Genomic DNA, 12,778 nt, shown 5'->3' with positions numbered 1-12,778 from the left:
TAACACTGATTACTATACTATTTACCTGAGTTCGATTTATACAGTACAAATCTTATTTGCAAATAAATCATGTCTGTTAATGGTCCTGCAAGGTTTTTTTCAGAACCTTGTAGGTGTCTTTTTGTTTGTATTTATACCTACAAGGTTCTGAAAAAAACCTTGCAGGATATCCAATGAAAACCAAATTATTGAATAATCGAACTCAGGTTATTTGTGAAAAAAATTAAGTTTTGTGACAATCAGTCTAATCTGCGGCATCCGTGGCTAATTTTTCATTTAGAATTAAATTATGTGTTAGTTAAGCTGCGGATTCAATATTAATTCTAATTTTCTTTGTTTTATTCAAATTACTATTGCTATCGAAATTGTAATTGGCATTTCTTTTTTTATTTTGTTGTAATTGATTTTTTGCGATTGCCATTGAAATTGCCTAATCTTTCGCACCATATTTTTTGAATATAATTTGCTACTTGCATCTATGTAGCAAGCTTTCTTTTGTTTGTTATTGAAATTCCATTGTTATTGAAATTAAATATCGATTTTGTTGCAAAAACTGATTTTTATCATCAAAATTCACATCTTTTGTTAATAACTTAGCCTTTTATAAATGGAATAAAACACTTATGTAGGTTACATTTTTATATATTTGCGTGTTAGACGAAAAACACATTTTTTTAGATTAAATTATATGAGCGAAGAAATCAAGAAGGACAATTATTCAGCAGACAGTATCCAAGCTTTAGAAGGAATGGAACACGTGAGAATGCGTCCATCGATGTACATTGGAGATGTAGGTGTAAGAGGGTTACATCATTTAGTTTATGAAGTAGTAGATAACTCAATCGATGAGGCAATGGGAGGTCATTGTGATACGATTCGAGTTGATATCAATGAAGATGGATCTATTTCTGTTGAAGACAACGGACGTGGTATTCCTGTTGGAATTCATAAAAAAGAAGGCGTTTCTGCATTAGAAGTTGTAATGACTAAAATTGGTGCAGGAGGTAAATTTGATAAAGATTCGTATAAAGTTTCTGGAGGTCTACACGGTGTAGGGGTTTCGGTAGTAAATGCATTGTCAAACCATTTAAGAGCAACTGTTCACAGTAGCGATGGAAAAGTATACGAACAAGAATACGAAAAAGGAAAAGCTTTATATCCGGTTAAACAAATTGGAGAAACTACTAAAAGAGGTACAATTGTAACTTTTTACCCAGATCCTTCTATTTTCACTCAAACTATAGAGTATTCGTATGATACTTTGTCGGCTCGTATGCGTGAGTTGTCTTTTTTGAACAAAGGAATCACTATTACTTTTACAGATAAAAGAGAAAAAGATAAAGACGGGAATTTTGTTTCAGAGGTTTTTCATTCTACAGAAGGCCTTAAAGAGTATATTCGTTATCTTGATGGAAATAGAGAGCCTATTATTGCTCATGTTATCTCTATGGATCACGAAAAAGGAGAGATTCCAGTTGAGGTAGCTTTGATTTATAATACAAGTTATACCGAGAATATTTTCTCATATGTAAATAATATTAACACGCACGAAGGTGGAACGCACTTGCAAGGTTTTAGAACTGGTCTTACTAGATCGTTGAAGAAATATGCAGACGCTTCTGGAATGCTAGATAAATTAAAGTTTGATATCTCAGGAGACGATTTTCGTGAGGGTCTTACTGCAATTATTTCTGTAAAAGTAGCTGAGCCTCAATTCGAAGGTCAAACCAAAACAAAACTTGGAAACAGAGAAGTTGTTTCTCCGGTAAGTCAAGCTGTTGGTGAAATGATTGAAGCTTATTTGGAAGAAAATCCAAATGATGCTAGAATTATAGTTCAAAAAGTAATTCTTGCAGCTCAAGCGCGTCATGCGGCTAAGAAAGCAAGAGAAATGGTGCAGCGTAAAACCGTTATGGGTGGCGGTGGATTGCCAGGGAAATTGTCAGATTGTTCAGAACAAGATCCTGCAAAATGCGAAGTATATCTTGTCGAGGGAGATTCGGCAGGTGGAACGGCAAAACAAGGTCGTGACCGTGCTTTTCAAGCAATTTTGCCTTTGAGAGGTAAGATTTTGAATGTAGAAAAAGCAATGCATCATAAAGTTTTTGAAAACGAAGAGATTCGAAATATATTTACAGCACTTGGAGTTACAATCGGAACTGAAGAGGATAGTAAAGCATTGAATATTTCAAAATTACGTTACCATAAAGTAATTATTATGTGTGATGCCGATGTCGATGGTAGCCACATTTCTACTTTAATTTTGACGTTCTTTTTCCGATTTATGAAAGAATTAATTGAAGAAGGGCATGTTTATATTGCAGCTCCTCCTTTATATTTAGTCAAGAAAGGAAATAAAAAAGAATATGCTTGGAATGACGTTCAACGTGATCAAGCCAATGAAAGAATGGGTGGAAGCGCAGGAATTCAACGTTACAAAGGTCTTGGAGAGATGAATGCTGAGCAATTGTGGGAAACTACAATGGATCCAAGTTTTAGAACTTTACGTCAAGTAAATATTGATAGTTTGGCAGAGGCAGATAGAGTTTTCTCTATGTTAATGGGTGATGAGGTGCCGCCAAGAAGAGAGTTTATCGAGAAAAATGCAGTTTACGCAAATATCGATGCGTAATTTTTAGAGTAACTGTGTTATCTTTTTTGGTTTGAAATTAATAAAAACAAATAAAAATGAAAGTTACCATTGTAGGAGCAGGGAATGTGGGAGCATCCTGTGCAGATTCAATTTCTTATAGAGGAATTGCAAGTGAAGTAGTTTTATTGGATATCAGAGAAGGTTTTGCCGAAGGGAAAGCTATGGATATTATGCAATGTGCTACAAATACTGGTTTTAATACAAATGTTTCAGGAATTACCAATGATTATTCAAAAACTGCAAACAGTGATGTAGTTGTGATTACTTCTGGAATTCCAAGAAAACCAGGGATGACAAGAGAGGAATTAATCGGAATCAATGCAGGTATTGTAAAAACAGTATCAGAAAATGTTTTGGCACATTCCCCAAATTGTATTGTAGTAGTAGTTTCAAATCCTATGGATACAATGACGTATTTGGCGTTAAAATCAACTGGTTTGCCAAAAAACAGAATTATCGGAATGGGCGGGGCTTTGGATAGCTCTCGTTTTAGATATTACTTGTCAAAAGCATTAGATAAGCCTTCAAATGACATCTCTGCTATGGTTATCGGAGGACATGGAGATACAACTATGATTCCTTTAACAAGATTGGCTTCTTATAATGGTATTCCTGTTTCAGAATTTCTTTCTCAAGAAGAATTGGACAAAGTAGCTGCAGCAACTATGGTTGGTGGTGCAACTCTTACAGGACTTTTGGGAACTTCAGCTTGGTATGCTCCTGGAGCTTCTGTTGCTTATTTGGTTGATAGTATTTTAAATGATCAAAAGAAAATGATTGCCTGTTCTGTAATGCTAGATGGTGAATACGGACAAAGTGATATTTGTATTGGTGTACCTTGTATTATAGGTAAAAACGGTATTGAGCAAATTGTTGATATTAAATTAAATGATGCTGAAAAAGCTACTTTTGCAAAAAGTGCAGAGGCTGTAAGAAGCATGAATGGTGATTTGAAAGCAGTTTTGGCATAATAAATTACGAGTAAAAAAAGAAGACTGCATTTTTGCGGTCTTTTTTTTGATATTAATCAATAAATAAATTGGTTAATCTTTCCGTTAATTATATATTTGCTCGGTTTAAAAAAAATGATGTAAATCGTGCAGTTCTTTTTTGTTTTCAAAAAGTGATGTAATGGCTTATTTTATAGGGTTTAAAACAAAAATAAATAAATAAAAATAATTAATTTTTAGTAATAATGCAGAATAAAGGACTTATTAAATTTTTCGCAATTCTATTTGCATTGGTAAGTATTTACCAACTTTCTTTCACTTTTGTTTCAAGTAAGATAAAAAGTGACGCAAAAACGTTTGCTGGTGGAAACCCAGAAAAAGAATTAAAATATTTGGATTCTATTGGTAAAGAAAAAGTGTTTAGCTTAGGTTTTACAGATTTTACTTTCAATGAAGCAAAAGACAAACAAATTAACAAAGGACTAGACTTAGAAGGAGGAATCAACGTGATTCTTCAAATCTCTGTTAAAGATATTTTGAAAGGATTATCTAATAATTCAAAAAACCCTGTTTTTAATAAGTCTTTAGCAGATGCAACTGCTAATATGGAAGGGAATAAACCATATCTAGATAAATTTTTTGATGCATTTGAAGCCAATTCAAATGGAACTGTAAAATTAGCATCTCCTGATATTTTCGCAAATAGAAGTTTGCAAGGTGATGGTGGAGTTACTTTTCAAATGACAGATGCTCAAGTTCAAAAAGTAATTAAAAGAAAAGTTGATGAGTCTGTTGAAAGTGCTTTTGGAGTACTTAGAAAACGTATCGATAAATTTGGTGTAACTCAACCTAATATTCAAAAAATAGGAGAGACTGGAAGAATTCTTGTTGAATTGCCAGGAGCTAAAGATGTGGATAGAATTAAGAAATTGTTACAAAGTACTGCTCAATTAGAATTTTGGGAAACATACAAAGTAGAAGAAATTGGTAATTTTATGATGGCTGCTAATGAGTCATTGAAAAAAACTGAAATTGCTAAAACAGAAACTAAAACTGTTGCAAAAGATTCATTAAGTGCTTTGTTGACGGATACTAAAGATTCGGCTTCTACTAAAAAAGGAAATAATCCTTTGTTTGATAAAATTGTTTCTCAAGGTGGTGGACCAGTTTTAGGTCTTTTCTCTCCAAAAGATACTGCTGTTGTTAACTCTTATTTTAAAAGAGCAGATATCAGAGTTTTATTGACAGGTGAACAACGTTATGCAAAATTTTGTTGGGGAATACCAACTACTATTAAAGATGCAAAACAAAAAGATGTAGAAGTTGTTGAATTGTATGCTTTAAAAGGAAATAGAGATAATATTGCTTCAATGGGTGGTGGTGTTGTAACAGATGCTAGCGATACTTTTGATCAATTAGGGAAGCCAGCGGTTTCTATGCAAATGAATAATCTTGGTGCTAAAGAATGGGAAGAATTAACTGGGAGAGCTTATACTCAAAAAAGTAATATCGCTATTGTTCTTGATGATATCGTTTATTCTGCTCCAGGTGTTTCAAGTGGACCAATTTCTGGTGGTAGATCTGAGATTTCAGGATCTTTTGATGTTACACAAACCAAAGATTTAGCAAACGTTTTAAGAGCAGGTAAATTACCAGCTGCTGCCGAAATAATTCAATCAGATGTTGTTGGTCCATCTTTAGGACAAGAAGCTATTGAGAATGGTACTTATTCAGCTATAATTGGATTGCTTTTAGTGTCACTATGGATGTTGGTTTACTACGGTAAAGCAGGTTGGTATGCAAATATTGCTTTGGGTGTCAACTTATTGTTTATGTTTGGAATTTTGGCAAGTTTAGGTGCTGTACTTACATTGCCAGGTATTGCTGGTATTGTTTTGACTATGGGTACTGCAGTAGATGCGAATATCATTATATACGAAAGAGCAAAAGAAGAATTAAGAGCAGGATTGTCTCTTAATGAAGCGGTAGAAGTTTCGTATAGCTGGAAAGGGGCAATGCGTTCTATTGTTGATGCAAACGTTACCCACATCTTGATTGGTGCTGTATTGTTTATCTTTGGTTCAGGGCCAATTAAAGGGTTTGCAACCACATTATTAATTGGTATTATAACTTCATTGTTTACTTCTATCTTTATAGCTAGAATTTTTATAGACAAAAATATTGCAGGTAAAAACGACTTGAGTTTTGTAACTAATTTTTCTAAAAATTTCTTTACAAACTTCCATTTTGATTTCTTAGGGATTAAAAAATGGACTTATGTTTTTTCTGCAGTAGTAACTGTAGTAAGTTTGGTTTCAATCTTTACAAATGGATTTGACCAAGGAGTAGATTTTGTAGGGGGAAGAACTTTTCAAGTTCGTTTTGAAAAACCAATGCAAGCTGAAGTTGTTAAAGAAGAATTGACAAAATTATTTGGAAGTGCCGAAGTGAAAACTTTAGGTAATGACAATCAATTGAAAATTACAACTAAATACAAGATTGAAGAATCTGGAAGTGCTGTTGATGAAGAAGTGAATAAAATGTTATTCGAAAGCTTAAAGCAAAATTATTCTGCAGAATTAACATATGAAAAATTTATTAATGCTTATGATGGTAAAGTATTAGGAGTTGTTCAAGCTTCTAAAGTAGGACCAACTGTTGCAGAAGATATTAAAGCAAATGCTTATTGGGCAGTTTTGGGTGCTATGCTAATTGTATTTTTGTATTTACTTATTAGTTTTAGAAAATGGCAATATGGATTAGGAGCGATAGCTGCTGTTGCACATGATGTTATTTTTGTTTTAGGAATTTATTCATTGTGTTGGAAATTTATGCCTTTCGGTATGGAAATCGATCAACACTTTATTGCTGCAATTCTTACTGTTATCGGATACTCAATGAATGATACTGTAATTGTATTTGATAGAGTTCGTGAATTCTTAGACGGTAAAGTAAAAGGTAATTTTGGAGAAATTGTTAACAAATCCATTAACTCTACAATGTCTAGAACAATCAATACCTCTTTGACTATGATTGGAGTATTGTTAATCATGTTCATCTTTGGTGGAGAATCTATCAGAGGTTTCATCTTTGCAATGCTTGTAGGTATTGTAGTAGGAACTTATTCTTCATTGTTTATAGCAACTCCAGTATTGGTGGATACTATCTCAATGGATGATAAGAAACAAGTAGAAGCACATCATCAAGAAGCATAATTCTTGTTGTTTTATATAAATAAAAAGATTCAGCGATAGTTGGATCTTTTTTTTTTTTTTTGAGCCAGTCTTTAGTTCTGATAAACCGATGTAGAAAACACATCGTTATGGAAAGGAATACATATTATTTGGAAAGAAGTATTGGAAAACCTTGCAGTTGTAACGGCTGAAGTATTTGAGCTGTATTGTATTTCTTGTTTGATTAGTTCGTTGATTTCTTTAAATTTAGTTTTGTCATCAAATTCATATTTTATTCGTTTTTTAATTATTGCATTTATATATTATATGTTAATTAGAAAAATTCCTTTTTTATTAGGTTAAAAGTGTTTTATTTTGCGTTTAAAATAAATTAAAAGATTTTCCCCAAAATTCTTTTAATTGTTAAACCTCTAAAAATTAAAATGAGAAAATCCTACTTATTCCTTATGGTGCTGTTTTTTTTGAGCACAACAAATTCATTTTACGCCCAAACTTTTACAGATCCAATTGTTATGGCCTATTTTCCTTCTTGGTCTGAGTCTTATGCGGGTTCAGGACAAAGTTCTAAATTGAGAGAAATTCCTTCTTATGTGAATATGATTATTTTGTCTTTTGGTAAACCCGATCTTCAATATGTTAAGGGGTCGATGGATATTTCAAAAACAGGGATTGAAGTGCCTTATGATGGTTGTACGCTTAAAGAAAGTATTACCGCCTTAAAAGCGAAAGGAATCAAAGTGATCCTTTCTATTGGTGGAGAAACTTTTTGGACAGATCCCACAGTTTACAGCCGTATTAATTACGTTCAAATTAAAGATTTAGTGGATGATCTTGGTTTGGCGGGTATCGATTGGGATTTTGAGCCAAATGGTTCCTTTAGTGAAATTGGTAACACTGCAAACATTCAACATTTTATTGACTTTTTTACCAATTCCAGAGCATTAATGCCAAAAAGTGCAGGATACATTCTTGCCTGTGCTCCTTCAGGAGCCGGTGCTTTAGGTGGTTCTCTAAATAACGATATCGCTTCACCTTATGCGTATGGTAACCGAAATACACTTACGGGAGAGACGGACACAAATATGAATAATTATTCTTTTCCATCAAACGGAATAAATCTTTTTGGATTTTCTTCAACAGGACATATGATTCCTGTTATCAAAAGCGTTGGAGACAAAATTGATATCGTCGCTTTCCAGGGCTATAATACTGGAGCGAGTCTCAATAGAAAAATTATGTACGATTCATATGCTTATTATGCCGAAAAGTATGGATTTAAAGTTGTAGCGGGTATTCATTACCCGAAAGAACCGTGGGGGCCTTATTATGAATATAACCACCAAAATATTGCCGATTTATCCAATCACATCAAAAATTATCCTAGTAGGGTTGGGGATAAAGATGGTATCATGATTTGGCAATTGTTATTAACAGGTAGTGGAAGTTCTAGTTATTCGTATTTAAATGTAGCTTCTAAAGTGTTAAACGGTACTGCTGTGGCTACTGCAATAGCTGATGCTAATAAATATGCTATGGCTCCTTATAGTGGGACAACCTTTACTTGCTCGAGTACTGGTGGTCCTGTTAAATATTGTGGCATAAATGAATATGATTCTTCAAAATCATATCCGAATGCCAATACTCAAGTTTATTATAATCTTAAAATTTGGAAAAGTAATTACTTTGTTAATCCTAATGAAACCCCGGGTAAAACTACGGGACAGTGGACAGTTGTTAGCGATTGTACAACGGGACCAGATGTGGTTTTAGGAATTAAGGAAATTGAATCTTTAGAAAAGTCATATTTATATGTAGATAAAGATGTTTTGTATTATAATGCTACTGACCTTGACATTGATTCTATTGTTATTTTTGATGCAAATGGAAGAAAAGTGTATCAAAAAGTGGGTGCAACTAGAAATGGATCTATTTCAATTGATAACTATGCCAAGGGATTGTATTTTGTGCGTTTACAGACGGGTATAGAGACTATTGTTAAAAAAGTTTTATTTTAATAATATTTTTAAAATGGATACTGTCACTTTTTGCTAATATTTAGATTAATAGTAATTCACTATATGTCGAGAAGTAATTAAGCAGAATTTGAATTATACTTTTCTAGATTGCATGAAATAGATAGTCAAGAAAACCACTTATTACAAGTGGTTTTCTTGTTTTTATCTTAGTTGTAAAATACTCTTAGTTGTAGATGTGGATTACAAATCCACTTTTATTGAGTTGATATATCTTCTCAATCTTTTAAAAAAAAATAGCCACTGATAATTTTCAGTGGCTGTTTTTTTAAAAGGTGGATTCAATTTATACTTCACTCTTTTTCTTGGCAGTAATAGCAAAATACAATCCAACGATTATAAAAGGAATACTCAACCATTGTCCTGTTGATAATAGGTTTCCTAAGTCGCTTTCAAATCCACCTTGACTTTCTTTTACTGATTCGACTACTATACGTACCGAAAATAATAAAACTAAGAATAAACCAAATAAGTAGCCTGATTTTTTACGAGCATCCGTTTTCCAATACAAGAAGAATAATACGGCAAAAACAAAGATATAGCAAATAGCTTCATATAATTGTGCTGGATGTTTGGCGGGAACCTGTTCCAATAAATTGGCAAATTGTGGATTGGTCGCTATAGCATTGTATGCTTCTGTTGGTGTTGCAAGTTGCGTAGCATTGACTGCCTCTCTAGGTGAGAAATGATCTCTTACAAAACGAATTCCAAAAGAAGAAGTAGTTTCTTTACCCACAATTTCTGAATTGAAAAAATTACCCAAACGTACAAAAATAGCACCACTCGCTACTGGTATTACTACTCTGTCAAGGATCCAAAGCAACGGTTTATGAAGTATGTTTTTTGCAAAAAAGTACATTGCTATTATTATTGAAATAGCCGCTCCATGGCTCGCAAGTCCTTGGTATCCTGTAAATTTAAAGCTTGGACTTAAGCGGAACGGCAAAATGATTTCGGCTAAATTGTTGCGGTAATATTCCCAATCGTAAAAGAAAACATGTCCCAAACGAGCTCCAATTAAAGTGGCTAGGACTGTCCAAACAAACAAAGAGTCTAATTTGTCTATTGCAACATTTTCTCTTTCAAAAATATGTTTCATAATATACCAACCCAATCCAAAAGCAATTACAAACATTAGACTGTAATAACGAACTACAAAAAAACCTAAATCAATTCCTTCAGAGGGATTCCAAACAATGTTTAAAGCGTGTGTCATTTATATTTATATTTTTTGTGAAAATACTATTTTGATTTGAGTAATTGTGTTAAGCAAAAGGTAAGAAAATTTCTTTTTTTAGTGATTGTGATTGCACTTCTTATTTTTTTTCTCCCTCTCTGGAGGAGAGGGCCGGGGTGAGGTTGGAACAGGGTCATAGCCTTTCCTTCCCCAAGGATGACAACTCAAAATCCTTTTTATTCCTAAATATCCTCCATAAAACAATCCATGAATTTGCAATGCTTGAATCATATAGCTCGAACATGTAGGTTCGAATCGGCAGGCTGCGGGAGTATAAGGGGATATAGCTCCCTGATAAAACCGAACAAGTAATACAAATGGATAGATGAGGATTTTATTTAACATATTTTATATAATGATCAGTGTTCAGTTTTTAGTGATCAGTCTGAATACTAAAAAGCTGACTACTGAACACTAAACGTTGTTCCCTCTTTTCCGTCTTTCAATTGAATACCCAAAGCTATTAATTGATCCCGAATTTGATCGGACATAGCAAAGTCTTTATTGTCTCTGGCTTGTTTTCGCATACCGATAAGCATATTTACTACGCCTTCTAATTTGTCTGTATTGCCGTTGGTTTTTTCTTCTTCCAATCCCAAAACATCAAACACGAAAGCCTGCATAGTTGCTGTAAACAATTTTAAATCGGTTGCATTTAAAGTCTCTTTTTCGTCTTTTAATAAATTTACAAATCGAACGCCTTCAAATAATTGCGCAATAAGTATTGGTGTGTTGAAATCGTCATTCATGGCGTCATAAGACAATTGTTTCCAACTGGCTATATCAATAGAACTTGTTGCGCTTATCGATATTCCTTTTAAAGAATCTATTGCTTCCATTAACCTTTTGTATCCTTTTTCAGCAGCTACAATCGCTTCGTCAGAGAAATCAAGAACGCTTCTGTAATGTGCTTGTAGCATAAAAAAGCGTGCTACTGAAGCAGAAAAAGCCTTACTTAAAAAAGAATTTTCTCCAGTCAAGATTTCTCCGGGTAAAATATTATTCCCAGTAGATTTTGCCATTTTTTTGCCATTTAATGTAAGCATATTGGCATGCATCCAGTAATTTACGGGAGTATGTCCAGTACAAGCTTCATTTTGTGCAATTTCACATTCGTGATGCGGGAATTTTAAATCCATTCCACCGCCGTGTATGTCAAAATGATTACCCAAATATTTAGTACTCATCGCAGTACATTCCAGGTGCCATCCCGGAAAACCGTCGCTCCAAGGCGAAGGCCAACGCATAATATGCTGTGGTTCTGCTTTTTTCCAAAGAGCAAAATCCTGCGGGTTTCTTTTGTCGGATTGTCCGTCAAGATCACGCGTATTGGCCAGCATATCTTCAATATTGCGACCGCTTAATATCCCATAATGATTGGTTTCGTTAAATTTAACAACGTCAAAATAAACAGAACCATTGGCTTCATATCCAATTCCTTTGTCAATTATGGTTTTTATGATTTCGATTTGCTCAATAATATGTCCCGTTGCGGTGGGTTCAATGCTCGGTGGCAAAAAATTAAAAGCATTCAAAATATCATGGAAATCTACAGTGTAACGTTGCACTACTTCCATAGGTTCCAGTTGTTCCAAACGCGCTTTTTTGGCAATTTTGTCTTCCCCTTCATCCACATCGTCCACAATATGTCCAACATCCGTAATGTTTCGAACGTAGCGCACTTTATAATCCAAATGCAATAAATACCTAAAGATTACGTCAAACGACATAAAAGTTCTTACGTTCCCAAGATGGACATTGCTGTAAACGGTCGGTCCACAAACATACATCCCCACATTTCCTTCATTAATTGGCGTAAATGTTTCTTTTTCCCCCGAAAGAGAATTGTATATTTTTAAGGTCTGACTTTTATATAAAGACATAAAATTTATTTTTTTGGAGCTTTATCCTGCTTTCCGTTTCAATCTTTTTTATCGTTCGAAAAAAAACGATAAAAAAGGATTTTCACTTCAATCAGGGCTAGGGCTTTAGGGTAAGGATGAGATTTTTTCTGAATATTAAAATTTAGTTTCCAATTTGATATAATCCAAAAATTCTCTTTTGGTTTGAGGATCTTTGAATTTTCCACCAAATTCAGAGGTAACCGTACTGCTTTCGATATCTTTGATACCTCTAGAATTTACGCATAGGTGTTTGGCGTCAATTACACAAGCTACGTCTTCTGTTCCTAATGCTAATTGTAATTCTTGAACAATTTGCATTGTTAAACGCTCTTGTACTTGAGGTCTTTTGGCATAATGTTCTACAATGCGGTTCATTTTTGAAAGTCCAATTACTCTTCCGCTCGAAATATAAGCAACATGTGCTCTTCCGATTATAGGCAATAAATGGTGTTCGCAGGTAGAGTAGAGTGTAATGTTTTTTTCGACCAACATTTCTCCGTATTTGTAATTATTCTCAAAAGTGGAAGCTTTTGGTTTTTTGTCAGGATTCAATCCCCCAAAAATTTCTTTTACAAACATTTTGGCTACACGATTAGGTGTTCCTTTCATGCTATCGTCTGTCAAATCCATTCCCAAAGTTTGCAGGATGCTTTCGACGTCTTTTTTTATTTTTTCAATCTTTTCTTCATCGGTAATGTCAAAAGCATCCTTTCTTACTGGATTTTGAGCATTTGTACTAATATGATTGTTTCCTATTTCGTCTTGAAATTCTTCGTTGTTTATCATTAAAAGATACTATTATTAAGA

The 12,778-nt window shown here is 33.7% G+C and carries 8 protein-coding genes; 4 read left to right on the top strand and 4 right to left on the bottom strand.

Going from position 1 to position 12,778, the window contains the following annotated elements; translation table 11 throughout:
• The first annotated feature begins 688 nt into the window (after nt 1-688).
• The 4 genes from gyrB to AC8GF4_RS11910 all read left to right on the top strand — a co-directional run bounded on the left by gyrB (nt 689) and on the right by AC8GF4_RS11910 (nt 8,812).
• Nucleotides 689-2,632, top strand: a complete 1,944-nt coding sequence (gene gyrB / locus AC8GF4_RS11925; protein WP_506594906.1) for a DNA topoisomerase (ATP-hydrolyzing) subunit B — start codon at nt 689-691, stop codon at nt 2,630-2,632.
• 56 nt (nt 2,633-2,688) lie between these two features.
• Entirely contained in the window at nt 2,689-3,624 is a 936-nt protein-coding gene (locus AC8GF4_RS11920) for a malate dehydrogenase (protein ID WP_506594904.1), read from the top strand.
• Between the two features lie 224 nt (nt 3,625-3,848).
• Nucleotides 3,849-6,818 (top strand): protein translocase subunit SecDF, encoded by a 2,970-nt coding sequence (gene secDF / locus AC8GF4_RS11915; RefSeq protein WP_506594903.1) that lies wholly within the window; start codon nt 3,849-3,851, stop codon nt 6,816-6,818.
• 401 nt (nt 6,819-7,219) lie between these two features.
• Nucleotides 7,220-8,812, top strand: coding sequence for a T9SS type A sorting domain-containing protein (locus AC8GF4_RS11910; RefSeq protein WP_506594902.1), 1,593 nt, complete (start codon nt 7,220-7,222; stop codon nt 8,810-8,812).
• Between the two features lie 304 nt (nt 8,813-9,116).
• Here AC8GF4_RS11910 and lgt read toward each other — a convergent pair whose 3' ends face one another.
• The 4 genes from lgt to folE form a co-directional block, all read right to left on the bottom strand.
• Nucleotides 9,117-10,046 (bottom strand): prolipoprotein diacylglyceryl transferase, encoded by a 930-nt coding sequence (gene lgt, locus AC8GF4_RS11905; RefSeq protein WP_506594901.1) that lies wholly within the window; start codon nt 10,044-10,046, stop codon nt 9,117-9,119.
• A 78-nt stretch (nt 10,047-10,124) separates the two neighbouring features.
• Nucleotides 10,125-10,412 carry a membrane protein insertion efficiency factor YidD gene (yidD, locus tag AC8GF4_RS11900; protein ID WP_506594899.1) on the bottom strand — a complete coding sequence of 96 codons (288 nt, stop codon included), beginning with the start codon at nt 10,410-10,412 and terminating at the stop codon, nt 10,125-10,127.
• Nucleotides 10,413-10,471: 59 nt separating this feature from the next.
• Nucleotides 10,472-11,950, bottom strand: coding sequence for a cysteine--tRNA ligase (cysS, locus tag AC8GF4_RS11895; protein WP_506594898.1), 1,479 nt, complete (start codon nt 11,948-11,950; stop codon nt 10,472-10,474).
• A gap of 135 nt (nt 11,951-12,085) precedes the next feature.
• Complete coding sequence (gene folE, locus AC8GF4_RS11890) at nt 12,086-12,757, bottom strand: GTP cyclohydrolase I FolE (RefSeq protein WP_506594896.1); 672 nt, start codon at nt 12,755-12,757, stop codon at nt 12,086-12,088.
• Nucleotides 12,758-12,778 lie beyond the last annotated feature (21 nt).

This window comes from Flavobacterium rarum (SeqCode) (genome assembly GCF_965234445.1).
Taxonomy (GTDB): domain Bacteria; phylum Bacteroidota; class Bacteroidia; order Flavobacteriales; family Flavobacteriaceae; genus Flavobacterium; species Flavobacterium rarum.
This window is presented reverse-complemented; position numbering and strand designations above follow the sequence as displayed.

What these genes read in the sequence shown, in the direction of transcription:
- gyrB (WP_506594906.1), top strand. Translation starts at nt 689, where the DNA reads ATGAGCGAAGAAATCAAGAAGGACAATTATTCAGCAGACAGTATCCAA.
- folE (WP_506594896.1), bottom strand. Translation starts at nt 12,757, where the DNA reads ATGATAAACAACGAAGAATTTCAAGACGAAATAGGAAACAATCATATT.
- lgt (WP_506594901.1), bottom strand. Translation starts at nt 10,046, where the DNA reads ATGACACACGCTTTAAACATTGTTTGGAATCCCTCTGAAGGAATTGAT.
- yidD (WP_506594899.1), bottom strand. Translation starts at nt 10,412, where the DNA reads ATGTTAAATAAAATCCTCATCTATCCATTTGTATTACTTGTTCGGTTT.
- cysS (WP_506594898.1), bottom strand. Translation starts at nt 11,950, where the DNA reads ATGTCTTTATATAAAAGTCAGACCTTAAAAATATACAATTCTCTTTCG.
- secDF (WP_506594903.1), top strand. Translation starts at nt 3,849, where the DNA reads ATGCAGAATAAAGGACTTATTAAATTTTTCGCAATTCTATTTGCATTG.
- AC8GF4_RS11910 (WP_506594902.1), top strand. Translation starts at nt 7,220, where the DNA reads ATGAGAAAATCCTACTTATTCCTTATGGTGCTGTTTTTTTTGAGCACA.
- AC8GF4_RS11920 (WP_506594904.1), top strand. Translation starts at nt 2,689, where the DNA reads ATGAAAGTTACCATTGTAGGAGCAGGGAATGTGGGAGCATCCTGTGCA.